Genomic DNA, 15,223 nt, shown 5'->3' with positions numbered 1-15,223 from the left:
CTTGGCGGCGGAACTGCTCCGTCGGTAGCCTCTGGAGAACAGCGAGGACTCAGATGCCATTTTCCGACTACAGGACGGCTCTCGTCACCGGCGCCTCGTCAGGCATCGGCCTCGCCGTCGTCGAGCGCCTGGCGCGCGAGGGACTGCAGGTGCACGCGTTGGCGCGTAGCGCCGATCCACTGAAGGCGCTGGCAGATCGCACCGGCTGCATTCCCCATGCCGTCGACGTTCGCGATCTGCCTGCGCTTACCAAGCTCGCCGGCAGCGTCGAATTCGACGTTCTCGTCAACTGCGCCGGCGTCGACCGGCCCAAGAAATTCCTGCAGGCGGATGCCGAGGATATCGAGCTACTGCTCGGCGTGAATCTGGGGGCCGTCCTGCATCTGTGCCGCCTCGTCGTGCCCGGCATGGTGGCGCGCGACCGCGGTCACGTCGTGAACATCACTTCAATCGCCGGCGCCTATAATTTCGGCGGCAACTCGACCTACCACGCCACCAAGGCGGCGGTCAGCATGCTGTCCCGTCAGCTCCGGATCGATGCCTTCGGCAAGCGTGTTCGCATCACCGAGATCTGCCCGGGGCGGGTCGAGACCGATATCTTCGCTCACGTCCACGGCGACTCCGCCGCGACCCGCGCTGCCTTCATCGACGGATTCGAGCTGCCCAAACCGGAGGACATCGCCGACACGATCGCTTTCGCCATTGCCGCGCCAGTGGCGGTAAACATCGGCCATATCGAGATCACACCGACCCTGCAGGTGCCGGGCGGACTGTCGACGGTCCGTCCCGAGCACCCCGCCAGCCCTCCAGCCGTCACCTAGAGCGGAGGGTGCGATGAAGGGCTTCGACCTCATGGCGATCCTGCTGAACCCCGAGTTCAGCCGCATGCTCGTCCACGGGGTGAAGATGACCTTCATCATCTTCGCAGGCTCCTGGCTGCTCGCCATGAGCCTCGGTATCACCCTCCTTGCAATTCGAATGCTGCCGGGCCGGATCGCCGACGCCCTGGTCGAGGCCTACGTTGCCTATCACCGCAACGTGCCGACACTGGTGCAGCTGATGCTCTGGTATTTCGGTGTCTCCAGCCTGCTGCCCGAGCGGCTCCAGGTCTGGCTGTCCGATCAGAACGGCGAGGCAATCTTCGCGGTGATCGCGCTCGGACTGTGTCAGGCCGCATATTTCAGCGAAGACCATCGGTCGGGCTTGCGCGCCGTGCCCAAGGGCCAGTGGGAGGCCGCTCGCGCGCTGGGTCACAGCTATCTCGGCGCGATGACTTACATCCTGCTGCCGCAGGCGGTCCGAAATGCGATGCCGGCGCTGGTGAACCACACGGTGTCGCTGTTCAAGAACAGCAGTCTTGCCATGGCGATCGGCGTCACCGAGCTCACGCATGCGGTGAAGGAGGTCGAAAACCAGAGCTTCCGCGCTTTCGAGACCTACCTGATCGCGACCGTCTTCTACCTCGTGTGCTCGCTGCTCCTGATGTGGCTTGGCTATTATTTCGAGCGGCGCAGCCGCATGGCGGGAGCGCTCTGACATGACGCTCCTGTTCAACATGATAGGCATCGTCAGCGACAACTGGCTGCTGCTGCTGGTCGGCCAGTTTCCGAACGGCCCGCTCGGCGGGATCGCCGCGACCCTGATCCTGTCGATTCTTGGAATTGCGCTGGCATTCCCGCTCAGCGTGGCGATGGCGCTCGCGCGTCTATCGCCTTGGCCCGTGCTGCGCTGGCCGGCGACGGCGCTGGTCTATGTCGTGCGCGGCGTTCCGCTGCTGCTGATCATCCTCTGGGTCTATTTCCTGCTGCCGCTCCTGATCGGCGAGAGCGTTCCCGGCTTCGTGACCATGCTCGCCACCTTGGTCATCTACGAGGGGGCCTTTCTCAGTGAGATCGTGCGAGCCGGAATCACGGCATTGCCGCGAGGGCAGATGGACGCGGCGCGGGCGCTCGGCCACAGCCACCTCGGCGCGATGCGCTACGTGATCCTGCCGCAGGCGCTGTTCAACATGATCCCGAGCATCATCAGCCAGTTCGTCTCCACCATCAAAGAGACGACGTTGGGCTACATCATCAACGTGCCAGAGCTGACCTTCGCGGCGGGACAGATCAACAACCGGCTTCTGACCAAGCCGTTCGAAGTCTACTTCATACTCGCCATCATCTATTTCGTCGTCTGCTGGACTCTCACTAAGCTGGCCAGCACGCTCGAACGTCGGATTGCCGTTCGGCGCGCCAGGTCGATGGATGGTGCTGCAGCGCCGGCTTTGGCAGCCGCATCGAGGACATGATCATGTCAAACCAGGCCTCGAACAGTACGGCAACTCCGATGATTGAATTCATTGGCATCAACAAGTTCTACGGTTCGCTGCCCGCCCTCGTCGACATCAACGCGGAGGTGAAAAAGGGCGAGGTGGTCGTGGTATGTGGCCCCTCGGGCTCTGGCAAGTCGACGCTCATCCGCACCGTCAACCGGCTTGAGGAGATCCAATCCGGAGTGCTGCGCTTCGACGGACAGAATGTTCATGCGAAGATTAGCAGCTTGGCAATGAACCACCTGCGCAGCCGTATCGGCTTCGTTTTCCAGAGTTTCAATCTGTTTCCACACCTCAGCGTGCTGGACAATGTGATGCTGTCGCCTGTGAAGGTGAACGGCATCAAACGGAGCAAGGCAAGGGAGATCGCGCTTCAGTTGCTCGACCGGGTAGGCCTTTCCAGCAAGGCGCAGAACTATCCGGCGCAGCTGTCCGGCGGCCAGCAGCAGCGTGTCGCGATCGCGCGAGCGCTGGCCATGGAGCCGCCGGCGATGCTGTTCGATGAGCCGACCAGCGCGCTCGACCCGGAGATGGTCGGCGAAGTTCTGGCGGTGATGCGGGGACTTGCTCGCGATGGCATGACCATGATGTGCGTCACCCATGAGATGAATTTCGCACGCGATGTCGCTGATCGTGTCTGGTTCATGGATGCCGGGCGCCTGCTGGAATCGGCGTCGCCGAGCGCGTTCTTCGGCTCGCCGCAGCATCCGCGTGCGCAGCGCTTTTTGTCGGATCTGCGGGCACGATGACAACGCCTGCCATCATTGCAAAACAGGGAGTTCGAAATGTCGATCGGGATCGGGACTAAGACTGGAAAATGCGTGCTCCGCGCCGCCATCGTTGCCACGGGCCTGAGTTGCTTTGCCAGCGTGGCCATGGCTGATCAGCTGGCCGATATCATGCAGCGCAAAGAGCTGCGCTGCGGCACCTTCGCCGACGTACCCCCGTTTGCCGCGCCCGATCCGAAAACGCGGGAGATGGTTGGCTTTGATGTCGACCTCTGCAGAGCCATTGCCAAGCGCTGGGGCGTCGAGGCGAAGATCAGCCCGCTCTCGGTCGAGGCGCGGGTGCCCGAGGTCAAGCTCGGCCGCGTCGACATCACAGTCGCCAATCTCGCCTATACGCTGGGCCGCGCCGAGCAGATCCAGTTCTCCGACCCCTATTATCTCGCCAAGGAGATGTTGGCGGTGAAGGCTTCGGATCCAGGAACCAAGAAGGCCGACTTCAAAGGTAAACGTCTGGCTTCGACCAAGGGCTCGACCTCCGAGCTCGCGATCAAGCTGAATGAGTCGGATCCCCTCACTTTCGTCGACACCGGCTCGGCTTTCATGGCCGTCCAGCAGAACAAGGCGGTCGGAATGGTGGCCAATACCATGACCATCACCAAGCTCGTCAACGAATCGAAGTCCGCTGGCCAACCGCTGAAGATGATCGATGAGCCCATGGTCTTGCAACCGATCGGCATCGGCATGAAGAAGGACGAGCCGGCGCTGCTCGCCAAGATCAACGAGACACTGCTCGCACTCGACCAGGCAGGTGAGATCAACCAGCTCTGGGACAAGTGGCTCGGCCCGAACACCGAGTTCAAGATGACCCGCACCGACAAAGTCGTGCCGCTCGGCCAACTTAAGTTCACGCCGTTGCCGTAACCGGTGCACCGGGGCACACCTCCAAGAACCGGCCCGGACAGACTTGGTGGTTGAAACGGCGTCGGCTCCTGGACGCGGTGGGTCAATGCCTGGTCGACGTGCAATAAAACATTGGAAGAAGTCGAGAAAAAAGCGCGATGGGTTGAATCGTCATGGCGCTTTAGCTCTTTGTTTGAGCATGAGTTTTGGGAAAACCGCTTCACACTTTTCCGGATCTTGCTTTAGCGCCCGCCGAGTTCAGGTAGGTACGGCAAATAATTCGACCCTTCAGAGCCAAGAAAATCGAACATAGCCTGCGCCGGCGGCAGCAGGACCTTGTCACTGCGGCGGATCACGTACCATTGCCGCACGATTGGTAGGCCCGCGACGTCGAGCACGACGAGGCGGCCCTCGCCGAGCTCGTGCGCGACGGTGTGCGCCGAGATGAAGGCGATGCCGAGCCCGGCGATAACAGCCTGCTTGATGGTCTCGTTGCTGCTCATCTCCATGCCGATGATTGGCTCGAGATCCGATTTCTGGAACATGCCCTCCATTAGTGTTCGCGTGCCCGAGCCCGGCTCGCGAGTGAGAAAGGTCTCGTGCACAAGGTCGGTCAGACTGAGTCCTCGGTCCTTTTCCAGCCAATGTCCCCTGCGGGCGACGATGATGTGCGGATTGCGGCCGAGCTGGCGCACGTCGACGTGGACGTCGGCGGGTGGCCGGCCCATCACCGCGAAGTCGAGATCATAACCGTGCATGGCTGCGCGGATCTCATCGCGATTGCCAATCGTCAGCTTGATCTCGATCTTGGGGTAGCGCTTGGAGAACGCCGCGATCGCATGCGGCACGAAATATTTAGCGGTCGAGACCGCACCGAGATGCACCGCGCCGCCGCTCCGTCCGGCGAGCAGGTCGAGCGCGCCCTGGCAGTCCGCGATCGCGGCCTCGACCCGCTCGGCCAGCGCCAACACTTCCTTGCCCGCCGCGGTCAGCTGCATGCCGTCGCCGGTCCGCTGCACCAAGGGCAGGCCGGCGAGGTCCTGAAGTTGCCGCAGCTGCTGGGTCACGGCCGGCTGGGTCAGCCCAAGATGGCCGGAGGCCGCCGTCACGCTGCCCTTGGCCGACAGCGCCGCGAGCGAGCGCAGCTGCCTGATCGTCAGATGCCGGAGCTGTGCAGCCGCCTGTCCGGGTCAATTATAAGAAAATTCTTTGGTGCTCATTACGAATAGAAATTTTCCTTATTAATCTGTCCCTGTCAATCTCCTGGTGCTGGGACTGACCGCGACCGACCTTCAGAGGGGAGGGCATGGCTGCGGCGCCGGCCAAGGGGATGGACGCAGATGACTGGGCAACTCAGGCTGGACGATCACCTTCAACGGTATTCCGAGACCGCGCCGCATGCGCTGGCCGTGGCGGCCGCAGTCGATGCCATCGCGGCGGCGGCCATCGAAATCGCCGACCTCATCGCGTCAGGTGATCTCGCTGACGCCTCTGGCCTGACCACGGAGCGCAACAGCGACGGCGACATCCAGCGCGACCTCGATGTCCAGGCCGATGCGATCCTGCGCCGCTGCCTCAGCAAGCTGCCGATCGCGGCGCTGGCGTCGGAGGAGATGCGCGAACCCCAGATCGGCGACCGCGAGGGCCGCGTCTGCATCGCGATCGATCCGCTCGACGGATCCTCCAACATCGACATCAACATGACGGTGGGGACGATCTTCTCGATCCTGCCGGCACCCGACGACCTCTCGCTCGCCTTTCACCAGCGCGGATCAGTGCAGCTTGCGGCGGGCTTCGTCACCTACGGGCCGCAGACCTCGCTGGTGTTGACGCTCGGCGAAGGCGTCGACATCTTCACGCTCGATCACAAGGCCGGCTGCTTCCGTCTCGCCCGCAGCGGCGTGCAGATCTCCGAGGCCTGCGAGGAGTTCGCGATCAACGCCTCGAACCGTCGGCACTGGGATCCGCCGGTGCGCGCCTTCATCGACGAATGCCTCGCAGGCGTCGAAGGCCCCGCCAACCATGATTTCAACATGCGGTGGGTCGGCTCGCTGGTTGCCGAGGCCTACCGAATCCTCACCCGCGGCGGCGTCTTCCTCTACCCTTCGGACGCGCGCCCCGGCTACGGCGAGGGCCGCCTGCGCCTGACTTACGAGGCGCATCCGATGGCCATGATCATCGAGCAGGCCGGCGGCTCCGCCTCCACGGGACGCGAGCGCATCCTCGACCTCTCCGCGCAGAGCCTGCATCAGCGCGTGCCCCTGATCATGGGCTCGAGCAACGAGGTGCGGCGCGTCGAGGAGCTTCATTGCGATCCAGTGCTGGTCGCCAGCGTCTCTGCGCCGCTGTTCGCGCGGCGCGGATTCTTCCGGCTCTGAGCGAGGTGTCCCATGTCCAGGAAGCATCCGATCATCTCCATCACCGGCTCCTCCGGCGCCGGCACCACCTCGGTCAAGAAGACTTTCGAGCAGATTTTTTTCCGCGAGAAGGTCAATGCCGCCTACATCGAAGGCGACGCCTTCCACCGCTACGACCGCGCCGAGATGCGCGCGCAGATGGCGAAAGAGGCCGAGCGCGGCAACAAGCATTTCAGCCATTTCAGTCCCGAGACCAACCTGTTCGAGGAGCTGGAGCGCGCGTTCCGCGACTACGGCGAGACCGGTACGGCGGTGACGCGGCACTATGTCCACGACGCCGAGGAATCCGCGCTGCATGGCACGGCGCCCGGTACTTTCACCGACTGGAAGCAGCTGCCGGAGAACTCCGACCTGTTGTTCTACGAGGGCCTGCACGGCGCCGTCGTCACCGACAAGGTCAATGTCGCGCGCTATGCCGATCTCAAGATCGGCGTCGTGCCCGTCATCAACCTCGAATGGATTCAGAAGCTGCACCGCGACCGCAGCGCGCGCGGTTATTCGACCGAGGCGGTCACCGACACCATCCTGCGGCGGATGCCCGACTATATCCACTACATCTGCCCGCAATTCACCGAGACCGACATCAACTTCCAGCGTGTGCCGACGGTCGACACGTCCAATCCGTTCATCGCGCGCTGGATCCCGACGCCGGACGAATCGATGGTCGTGATCCGCTTCAAGAATCCACGCGGCATCGACTTCCCCTATCTGCTCTCGATGCTGCCGCAGAGCTGGATGTCGCGCGCCAATTCGATCGTCTGTCCCGGCGCGAAGCTCGATCTCGCCATGCAGCTGATTCTGACGCCGCTGATCATGCAGTTGATCGAGCGCAAGCGCAGCCTGAAGTGAACGAGGAGAGACACCGATGAATATCTCCGTCCACGCCGAAGCCGACATCACGGCAGTCGCGCATAACGATCTCGCCAACGCCGTCCGCTTCCTCGCGGTCGATGCCATCGAGACCGCGCAGTCGGGCCATCCAGGTCTGCCCATGGGTATGGCCGATGTCGCGACCGTGCTGTTCTCGCGCTTCCTGAAATTCGACTCGGCGCATCCCAATTGGCCGGACCGCGACCGCTTCGTTCTGTCGGCGGGCCACGGCTCGATGCTGCTCTATGCGCTGCTGCACCTGACCGGCGGCGACCTCAGTCTCGATGACATCAAGGCGTTCCGGCAGTGGGGCTCGAAGACGCCGGGCCATCCCGAATACGGCCACACGCCGGGAGTCGAGACCACGACGGGTCCGCTGGGGCAGGGGATTGCGACCGCGGTCGGCATGGCGCTTGCCGAGCGCATGGCCAATGCGCGGCATGGCGACGGCCTCGTCGATCACTTCACCTACGTGATCGCGGGCGACGGTTGCCTGATGGAAGGTCTCAGCCAGGAGGCGATCTCGCTCGCGGGTCATCTCGGGCTCGGCCGTTTGATCGTGCTGTTCGACGACAACGGCATCTCCATCGACGGTCCGACGTCGCTCGCGACATCGGATGATCATCTCGCGCGCTTCGCGGCCTCCGGCTGGTCGGTGCGCCGTGTCGACGGACACGATCCAGAAGCCGTGGCCCAGGCGATCGCGGAGGAGCGGGAGACCGCCAAGCCGTCGCTGATCGCGTGCCGCACCATCATTGGTTATGGGGCGCCTGATCGGCAGGGCACCGAGAAGGCGCATGGTGCGCCACTCGGCACCGAGCAGACCGCGGCGGCGCGCCGCGCGCTCGGTTGGGATTATCAGCCTTTCGTGGTGCCGATCCCGGTGCTCAAGGCGTGGCGGATGATCGGACAGCGCGGGCAGGTCGAGCGACTCGCCTGGCTCGATCGTTATGAGCGCGCAACGCCCGAGCAGCGCGATTTGTTCGTGGAAGGTAGGGCGGTTGCCCTGCCTGCTGCCTATGTGCTCGCCGCGGCGAAGTTGCGCGAGCGCTTCGCATCCGAACGGCCGAAGCTGGCGACGCGGCAGGCTTCGCAGCAGGTGCTTGACGGCATCGCCAGCACCATTCCCGGACTGGTCGGCGGCTCGGCGGATCTGACGCATTCGAACCTGACGCAGGCGAAGGCGCAGACCCCCGTTAAAGCCGGTGCGTTCGCCGGTGGCTACATCCACTACGGTATCCGCGAGCACGGGATGGCTGCAGCAATGAACGGCCTCGCGCTGCATGGCGGCTTCATTCCCTATGGCGGCACGTTCCTCGCCTTCTCCGACTACAGCCGTCCCGCGATCCGGCTCGCAGCGTTGATGCGGCTGCGGGTTATCCACGTGATGACGCACGACTCCATCGGGCTCGGTGAGGACGGCCCGACGCATCAGCCGGTCGAACACCTTGCCGCGCTGCGGGTGATCCCGAACTTGCTGGTGTTCCGTCCCGCCGACGCGGTCGAGACGCTGGAGGCTTGGGACTGCGCACTCGGCTCCGAGCATCGCCCGTCCGTGCTGTGCCTGTCGCGTCAGGCGCTGCCAACTTTCCGCAGCGATGCCCGCGGCAAGAACCGCGTCGCACGCGGCGCCTATCTCGTCGTCTCGCCCGACGGCGGCCGTGACGTGACGCTGATCGCGACCGGCTCGGAAGTCTCGATTGCGCTGGAAGCAGCCCGCCTGCTCGCGACCGAGCACATCCGCGCGGCCGTGGTGTCCGCGCCCTGCTTCGCCTTGTTCGAGGAGCAGCCGGACGATTACCGCGCCACCGTGCTCGGCACGGCGCCGCGCGTCGGCGTCGAGGCAGCGGTTGTCGGCGACTGGCATCGCTGGATCGGTGCCGACGGTGAGTTCGTCGGCATGCGCAGCTTCGGTGCCTCGGCGCCGGCGCCCGTGCTGTACCGCGAATTCGGCATCACACCGCAGAGCATCGCAGAAGCGGCCAGGCGCTCGGTCGCACGTCGGAACCAGGGAAGAACAGCATGAGCTTGCGTGTCGCCATCAACGGATTTGGCCGGATCGGTCGCAACGTGCTGCGTGCGATCGCCGAGTCCCGCCGCAACGACATCGAGGTGGTCGCGATCAACGACCTCGGTCCGGTCGAGACCAATGCGCATCTGCTGCGCTTCGACTCGGTCCACGGCCGCTTTCCCGGCGAAGTCAAGGTCGACGGCGATACGATCGACGTCGGCGGCGGCCCGATCAAGGTGACCGCGATCAAGGACCCGGCGCAGCTGCCGCATCGTGCGCTCGGTGTCGATATCGCCCTGGAATGCACCGGTCTGTTCACCTCGCGTGAGAAAGCCGCCGCACATATCCAGGCCGGTGCCAAGCGCGTGCTGGTCTCGGCGCCGGCAAGCGAGGTCGATCTCACCGTCGTGTTCGGCGTCAATCATCTCGCCCTGACCGGCGATCACATCGTGGTCTCCAACGCCTCGTGCTCGACCAACTGCCTCGCGCCGCTCGCTCAGGTGCTGGACGACGCCGTCGGGATCGAGAAGGGGTTCATGACCACGATCCACTCCTACACCGGCGACCAGCCGACGCTCGATACGTTCCACAAGGACCTCTATCGCGCCCGCGCCGCGGCGCTGAAGGCGCTGCGGCTCGAGGACATGCGGCTGCCGGTCGCCTATGTGAAGACGTTCCAGGGGCCGGCCACCGGCATCGTGGTCGAGCGCGAGCGGCTCGACAAGTTCGGCCGGCCGCTGCTCGGCGCCACCATCAAGCCGAAGCTCGGCCTCTCGGGCCGCAATTACGGCCGCGTGGTCTATGAGGCGCTGAAGGGCGGGCTCGACTTCACCAAGGACGACGAGAACATCAACTCGCAGCCCTTCATGCACTGGCGCGACCGCTTCCTCTACTGCATGGAAGGCGTCAACCGCGCGCAGGCGGCGTCGGGCGAGGTGAAGGGCACCTATCTCAACATCACGGCCGCGACCATGGAGGACATGTACGAGCGTGCGGAGTTCGCCAAGGAGCTCGGCTCGGTCGTGGTCATGATCGACCTCGTGATCGGCTACACCGCGATCCAGTCGATGGCGAAATGGGCGCGCCGCAACGACATGATCCTGCATCTGCACCGCGCCGGTCACTCGACCTATACGCGCCAGAAGAGCCATGGCGTGTCGTTCCGCGTCATCGCCAAATGGATGCGGCTCGCCGGAGTCGATCACATCCACGCCGGCACGGTCGTCGGCAAGCTCGAGGGCGATCCCAACACCACGCGCGGCTATTACGACATCTGCCGCGACGACTTCAACCCGATGAAGCTCGAGCACGGCGTGTTCTTCGACCAGAGCTGGGCGAGCCTGAATAAGCTAATGCCAGTGGCTTCCGGCGGCATCCATGCCGGCCAGATGCACCAGCTGCTCGACCTGCTCGGCGAGGACGTCGTGCTGCAGTTCGGCGGCGGGACCATCGGCCACCCCATGGGTATCCAGGCCGGGGCGACCGCCAACCGGGTGGCGCTGGAAGCGATGATCCTCGCTCGCAACGAGGGACGTGACTACGTTCACGAAGGCCCAGAGATCCTGGCCAAGGCCGCAGCGACCTGCACGCCGCTGAAGGCCGCGCTGGAGACCTGGAAAGACGTCACTTTCAACTATCAATCCACCGACACGCCGGACTTCGTGCCGACGGCGCTCGCCGCTGTCTAAAGGAGAGCAAAGATGAAACTGACCCAAGGCTGTTTCTCCTTCCTGCCCGATCTCAGCGACGAGCAGATTACCAAGCAGGTGCAATATTGCCTGAGCAAGGGTTGGGCGGTGAACATCGAGTTCACCGACGACCCGCATCCCCGCAACACCTATTGGGAGATGTGGGGTCTGCCGATGTTCGATCTCGCGGACGCTGCCGGCGTGATGATGGAGCTCGCCGAATGCCGCAGGGTGTATGGCGACCGCTACATCCGCGTCTCGGGATTCGATTCCAGCCATGGCTGGGAGTCGGTGCGCATCTCGTTCCTCGTCAACCGGCCCGCGAAGGAGGCTGAGTTCGAGCTGGTGCGCCAGGAGATGGCCGTACGCTCGGTACGTTACACCACCGTACACCGGCAACCTCAGCCGGCTTCCTCTTAGTCGCTTTCCGCTCGGAGCGACTCTTTCTCCCCGCTCCGACTCCCTGGCGGACAACTGCTTCGCCGTCATTTGCGGCGGCGAAGCCTCTTTATTCGAGGTCCAAGATGCTGGATGTGCCGCACACGACGACCATTGAGGTCAATGAGGTGCCTACTGCGTTTGACCTGCGCAAGGAGGCCGAGGCGGCGGGGATCACGGAGACCTTGCACCAGCTCGAACAAGAGTTGATCGGCTTGAAGCCCGTCAAGCAGCGGGTGCGGCAGATCGCTTCGCTCCTGTTGATTGAGCGGATCCGGCAGCGGGCCGGGCTCGTCTCCTCGGCCCCGACGCTGCACATGTCCTTCACCGGCAATCCCGGCACCGGTAAGACTACCGTCGCCCTGCGCATGGCGAAGATCTTGCACGGCCTCGGCTTCGTGCGGCGCGGACAGGTGATCTCGGTGACGCGCGACGACCTTGTCGGTCAGTATATCGGTCACACTGCGCCGAAGACCAAGGAGATCCTGAAGAAGGCGATGGGCGGCGTACTGTTCATCGACGAGGCCTATTACCTGCACCGGCCCGACAACGAGCGCGACTATGGTCAGGAAGCCATCGAGATCTTGCTGCAAGTCATGGAAAACCAGCGCGAGGATCTCGTCGTCATTCTCGCGGGTTATGGCGAACGGATGACCAGTTTCTTTGCCTCCAATCCAGGCTTCCGATCACGCATCGCCCACCACATCGAGTTTCCCGACTATTCGGAGGCGGAGCTGCTCTACATTGCCGAGCTTATGCTGAGGGAGCGCGGCTACCGCTTCTCGGCCGCGGCACGCGAGTCGTTCGAAAGATACATTGTGCTGCGCCGGACTCAGCCGTTCTTCTCCAATGCGCGCTCGGTCCGCAACGCTGTCGATCGCATCCGGTTGCGCCAGGCCGATCGGCTGGTCTCCGATCTCGACCGGATGCTCGAGATCGCTGATCTCGAAACCATCGATCCCTCCGACGTATTGGCGAGCCGCGTGTTCAGCGGCGGAGCTGGCAGCGAGCAGGCGACCGGGAGCAAATGTCCATGACCAGGGATATCGTCATTGCTCCCTCGATCCTGGCGGCGAATTTCGCGCGTCTCGGCGAGGAGGTCGCGGCGATCGACGCAGCCGGCGCTGACTGGATCCATTGCGATGTCATGGACGGGCACTTCGTGCCGAACATCAGTTTCGGTGCGGACGTGATAAAGGCGGTGAGGCCGTTCACCACGAAGACGTTTGACGTTCACCTCATGATAGCGCCCGTCGACGCTTATCTTGAAGGCTTTGCCAAAGCCGGTGCCGACATCATCACGATTCATGCGGAAGCCGGTCCACATCTCGATAGTTCGCTGCAGGCTATTCGCGCGCTCGGCAAGAAAGCGGGCGTAAGCCTGTGTCCGTCGACGCCGGAGGGTACAATCGAATATGTGCTCGATAGGTTGGATCTGGTGCTTGTCATGACCGTCAATCCGGGCTTCGGTGGCCAGGCGTTTTTGGAGTGCCAGATCCCCAAGATCAGGCGCATTCGCGCCATGATCGGCGATCGCCCGATCCGCCTTCAGGTCGATGGTGGTATCACGTGCCACAATGCTGCCGCCGTCGTGGAGGCTGGGGCCGACACGTTGGTGGCGGGTTCAGCCCTGTTTGGCGGCAATATCGCTGCCGAGTACGCCACCAATATCGCGGGCCTACGAATGGCAACTAGGGTTGGCCGGTCCCCGAGTTAGACTTCGGCATGGGTCAACAAACACGCAGGACGCGGCGGCTAGGCGCTATGCCGGAGGGACGATGGGGCCGTCGCGGTGAATTCCTCTGCCGTGCGCTTTAGTGGGAACTGCTCGGCTCGACCTCATCGTGATGAACCGCTGAACCATCACAAAGGCGTCAAGTCGAGCGCAAAAGCCATTGCGACGAGTAGAGAGAGCAGAAGGCCTGCTCCACAAAATATACCAAGAATCTTGAGAGTATCGCCGTCCTCAGCTGGTTTTCTGACCGTGCTGGAAACGACTCTTGCGATTTGCGCGATCATCCTGCAACTCCAATTGGCAATGCCAGACTGAAAGCAATTTATACTGAGAACAGCGTCATCGGGCCAGCATTGCAAGCATGAGAGGCTACTCTGCCTAGACCAAATGTCTGGCGGAGGCTTTTTTCAGATCGTTTTCGTATGCCTGCAAAAGTGCTGTTGAAGCGTCCACTGGCGCTTCGCATTGCGTAGCCTCGTCGCGGCCAGCCGATCTTATTTTAGAAACCCCGATTTCTGGCTCTTACCCAACCTTACCCAAACTCTGTGTCAAAAGCCGCTTAGCCCGTTAGAATGGCGCATAGCCTTCGCCTACCACGGCCTCTGCTAGAGGAGAGGGCGCGTGGTTTGCGGGCCAAAGAGCCCATCGGAGGGAATCATGCCAAGGACGCTAGCCGTTGTTTGCGGTCATTCGGCTCAACTTATCAAAAAAGCTCTCATTAACTCCACCGTGTGCGCCGGGGCGGCACTGGCTGCCACCCAGGCCTACGCAGAAGACATCAACTGGCGGCAATTCGAAGGCACGTCCATCGTCTGGGCCTACGATATTCACCCCTATGCTGACGCTGTTGCGGCTCAACTGCCCGAGTTCGAGAAACTCACCGGCATCAAGGTGACGCCGGAGCTTTATCCGGATGATGCCTATTGGAATAAGCTAACGATCCAGCTCAGCACGAAATCGCCAAGCTGGGATGTCGTCGGCACGGGCATCCAGCCCGCCTGGGACCTTGCCCCGGGCCAACTGCTCGAACCGCTCGATCGCTATCTAAACGATTCAAAGCTCACCTCTGCAGCCTACGACTACAAGGACTTCTTCCCAGCCTTGCGCGAAGCGCTGACATGGAAGGTCAAGGAGGGCCAGATCGAGGCCGGCAGCGGGCAGGTCTGGGCGATCCCCCATGGCTTCGAGAACATCCAGTTGTTCTACCGCAAGGATGTGCTGGACAAGCACGGTATCAAAGTCCCGAGCACCCCGCCGGAGATGTCGGCCGCTTGTGAGAAACTCAAAGCTGCCGATCCCACCATCACGCCTCTCGGCGTTCGCGGCGTAAGGTTCTGGAGCAGCATCCACACGGCTGCGATCTCGATTGCGAGGTCCTATGGCGTGCACGATTTCGTCGTCAAAGACGGCAAACTCGACACGGGCCTGGATTCGCCAGAGTCGATCGCCTTCCACAAAGACTATGTCGACATGATCAAGAAATGCGCTGCTCCCTCCTTTGCCAATGACAATTGGTACCAGGTGGTCGAAGGGATCAATTCAGGGCGGACCGCCATGGCGATCGATTCCAACATGTTCGGTTTCTGGAACGACGTCGCCGGCAAGCCCGCCTCCGGCAAGATCGCCTTTGCACCACCGTTGCGCGCACCGAACGGCAAGAACTTCGAATCCAACATCTGGATCTGGTCTCTGGCCATGAACGCCGCCTCCCAGAAGAAGGGCGCGGCCTGGCTCTTCATCCAATGGGCGACCTCCAAGCAGGTCGAGCTGAACGGTGCCGTTGCGGGCAAGCTCGTCAACTCTCCGCGCGCATCGACCTGGAGCGACAAGGCCTGGCTCGAATACGCCGCAAAGCCTGAATTCAACAACTTCGTCGAGACGTTCAAGACTGTGCAGGACCAGGCGCAACTCGCCTTTACGGCCCGCGTCGGCTTCGCCGAGGCAATGAATGCCTGGGCGGTGGCGATGCAGAAGATGGTCAATGGAGCGGATGTGAAGGCAACGCTGACCGACCTTGCCTCCGAGATCCGTTCGTCGATGTGAAGTCCCAAAGGGGGTGGTAGGCTTGCATGCCGCCCCCTTGGATTTCGATGTCAGTTGAAATGTATTCTTCAGGATTAGA

At 62.8% G+C, this 15,223-nt stretch carries 14 protein-coding genes and 2 pseudogenes; 14 read left to right on the top strand and 2 right to left on the bottom strand.

The window, feature by feature from the left end; genetic code table 11:
- The first annotated feature begins 53 nt into the window (after positions 1-53).
- The 5 genes from XH89_RS38155 (at position 54) to XH89_RS38135 (ending at position 3,963) form a co-directional block, all read left to right on the top strand.
- Positions 54-821 (top strand): SDR family oxidoreductase, encoded by a 768-nt coding sequence (locus tag XH89_RS38155; RefSeq protein WP_128930132.1) that lies wholly within the window; start codon positions 54-56, stop codon positions 819-821.
- Between the two features lie 13 nt (positions 822-834).
- Positions 835-1,536 carry an amino acid ABC transporter permease gene (locus tag XH89_RS38150; RefSeq protein ID WP_128930133.1) on the top strand — a complete coding sequence of 234 codons (702 nt, stop codon included), beginning with the start codon at positions 835-837 and terminating at the stop codon, positions 1,534-1,536.
- A 1-nt stretch (position 1,537) separates the two neighbouring features.
- Complete coding sequence (locus tag XH89_RS38145) at positions 1,538-2,290, top strand: amino acid ABC transporter permease (RefSeq protein WP_128930134.1); 753 nt, start codon at positions 1,538-1,540, stop codon at positions 2,288-2,290.
- Positions 2,291-2,328: 38 nt separating this feature from the next.
- Positions 2,329-3,063 carry an amino acid ABC transporter ATP-binding protein gene (locus tag XH89_RS38140; protein ID WP_128930135.1) on the top strand — a complete coding sequence of 245 codons (735 nt, stop codon included), beginning with the start codon at positions 2,329-2,331 and terminating at the stop codon, positions 3,061-3,063.
- Positions 3,064-3,189: 126 nt separating this feature from the next.
- Positions 3,190-3,963 (top strand): ABC transporter substrate-binding protein, encoded by a 774-nt coding sequence (locus XH89_RS38135; RefSeq protein WP_232995647.1) that lies wholly within the window; start codon positions 3,190-3,192, stop codon positions 3,961-3,963.
- Positions 3,964-4,184: 221 nt separating this feature from the next.
- Here XH89_RS38135 and XH89_RS38130 read toward each other — a convergent pair whose 3' ends face one another.
- The gene (locus XH89_RS38130) at positions 4,185-5,102 is read right to left on the bottom strand and encodes a LysR family transcriptional regulator (RefSeq protein ID WP_232995648.1); all 918 of its coding nucleotides are present in this window, start codon (positions 5,100-5,102) and stop codon (positions 4,185-4,187) included.
- 180 nt (positions 5,103-5,282) lie between these two features.
- Here XH89_RS38130 and XH89_RS38125 point away from each other — a divergent pair, with 180 nt between their 5' ends.
- The 8 genes and pseudogenes from XH89_RS38125 to rpe all read left to right on the top strand — a co-directional run bounded on the left by XH89_RS38125 (position 5,283) and on the right by rpe (position 13,083).
- On the top strand, positions 5,283-6,320 hold the full coding sequence (locus tag XH89_RS38125) for a class 1 fructose-bisphosphatase (RefSeq protein ID WP_128955157.1): 1,038 nt from the start codon (positions 5,283-5,285) through the stop codon (positions 6,318-6,320).
- Positions 6,321-6,332: 12 nt separating this feature from the next.
- Positions 6,333-7,208: a phosphoribulokinase gene (locus XH89_RS38120; RefSeq protein ID WP_100233973.1), complete on the top strand. Its 876-nt coding sequence runs from the start codon at positions 6,333-6,335 to the stop codon at positions 7,206-7,208.
- Positions 7,209-7,224: 16 nt separating this feature from the next.
- The gene (gene tkt / locus XH89_RS38115) at positions 7,225-9,255 is read left to right on the top strand and encodes a transketolase (protein ID WP_128955158.1); all 2,031 of its coding nucleotides are present in this window, start codon (positions 7,225-7,227) and stop codon (positions 9,253-9,255) included.
- Positions 9,252-9,803, top strand: a pseudogene (locus XH89_RS41535) (type I glyceraldehyde-3-phosphate dehydrogenase); the annotation flags it as partial. The gene tkt and the pseudogene XH89_RS41535, both read left to right, overlap by 4 nt.
- 57 nt (positions 9,804-9,860) lie before the next feature.
- Positions 9,861-10,928: pseudogene (locus XH89_RS41530) on the top strand (ribulose-bisphosphate carboxylase large subunit); the annotation flags it as partial.
- Positions 10,929-10,940: 12 nt separating this feature from the next.
- Complete coding sequence (locus tag XH89_RS38105) at positions 10,941-11,348, top strand: ribulose bisphosphate carboxylase small subunit (protein ID WP_128929478.1); 408 nt, start codon at positions 10,941-10,943, stop codon at positions 11,346-11,348.
- 104 nt (positions 11,349-11,452) lie between these two features.
- Positions 11,453-12,403 carry a CbbX protein gene (gene cbbX, locus XH89_RS38100; RefSeq protein ID WP_128955160.1) on the top strand — a complete coding sequence of 317 codons (951 nt, stop codon included), beginning with the start codon at positions 11,453-11,455 and terminating at the stop codon, positions 12,401-12,403.
- Positions 12,400-13,083 (top strand): ribulose-phosphate 3-epimerase, encoded by a 684-nt coding sequence (gene rpe / locus XH89_RS38095; protein ID WP_128929480.1) that lies wholly within the window; start codon positions 12,400-12,402, stop codon positions 13,081-13,083. The genes cbbX and rpe overlap by 4 nt, the downstream gene beginning before the upstream one ends.
- 146 nt (positions 13,084-13,229) lie before the next feature.
- Here rpe and XH89_RS38090 read toward each other — a convergent pair whose 3' ends face one another.
- Positions 13,230-13,385, bottom strand: coding sequence for a hypothetical protein (locus tag XH89_RS38090; protein ID WP_164933596.1), 156 nt, complete (start codon positions 13,383-13,385; stop codon positions 13,230-13,232).
- Between the two features lie 373 nt (positions 13,386-13,758).
- Here XH89_RS38090 and XH89_RS38085 point away from each other — a divergent pair, with 373 nt between their 5' ends.
- Complete coding sequence (locus tag XH89_RS38085) at positions 13,759-15,144, top strand: sugar ABC transporter substrate-binding protein (RefSeq protein ID WP_128929481.1); 1,386 nt, start codon at positions 13,759-13,761, stop codon at positions 15,142-15,144.
- The last annotated feature ends 79 nt before the right edge of the window (positions 15,145-15,223 follow it).

It is taken from the genome of Bradyrhizobium sp. CCBAU 53340 (assembly GCF_015291645.1).
GTDB lineage: Bacteria > Pseudomonadota > Alphaproteobacteria > Rhizobiales > Xanthobacteraceae > Bradyrhizobium.
This window is presented reverse-complemented; position numbering and strand designations above follow the sequence as displayed.

What these genes read in the sequence shown, in the direction of transcription:
- XH89_RS38155 (WP_128930132.1), top strand. Translation starts at nt 54, where the DNA reads ATGCCATTTTCCGACTACAGGACGGCTCTCGTCACCGGCGCCTCGTCA.
- XH89_RS38150 (WP_128930133.1), top strand. Translation starts at nt 835, where the DNA reads ATGAAGGGCTTCGACCTCATGGCGATCCTGCTGAACCCCGAGTTCAGC.
- XH89_RS38145 (WP_128930134.1), top strand. Translation starts at nt 1,538, where the DNA reads ATGACGCTCCTGTTCAACATGATAGGCATCGTCAGCGACAACTGGCTG.
- XH89_RS38140 (WP_128930135.1), top strand. Translation starts at nt 2,329, where the DNA reads ATGATTGAATTCATTGGCATCAACAAGTTCTACGGTTCGCTGCCCGCC.
- XH89_RS38135 (WP_232995647.1), top strand. Translation starts at nt 3,190, where the DNA reads ATGGCTGATCAGCTGGCCGATATCATGCAGCGCAAAGAGCTGCGCTGC.
- XH89_RS38125 (WP_128955157.1), top strand. Translation starts at nt 5,283, where the DNA reads ATGACTGGGCAACTCAGGCTGGACGATCACCTTCAACGGTATTCCGAG.
- XH89_RS38120 (WP_100233973.1), top strand. Translation starts at nt 6,333, where the DNA reads ATGTCCAGGAAGCATCCGATCATCTCCATCACCGGCTCCTCCGGCGCC.
- tkt (WP_128955158.1), top strand. Translation starts at nt 7,225, where the DNA reads ATGAATATCTCCGTCCACGCCGAAGCCGACATCACGGCAGTCGCGCAT.
- XH89_RS38105 (WP_128929478.1), top strand. Translation starts at nt 10,941, where the DNA reads ATGAAACTGACCCAAGGCTGTTTCTCCTTCCTGCCCGATCTCAGCGAC.
- cbbX (WP_128955160.1), top strand. Translation starts at nt 11,453, where the DNA reads ATGCTGGATGTGCCGCACACGACGACCATTGAGGTCAATGAGGTGCCT.
- rpe (WP_128929480.1), top strand. Translation starts at nt 12,400, where the DNA reads ATGACCAGGGATATCGTCATTGCTCCCTCGATCCTGGCGGCGAATTTC.
- XH89_RS38090 (WP_164933596.1), bottom strand. Translation starts at nt 13,385, where the DNA reads ATGATCGCGCAAATCGCAAGAGTCGTTTCCAGCACGGTCAGAAAACCA.
- XH89_RS38085 (WP_128929481.1), top strand. Translation starts at nt 13,759, where the DNA reads ATGCCAAGGACGCTAGCCGTTGTTTGCGGTCATTCGGCTCAACTTATC.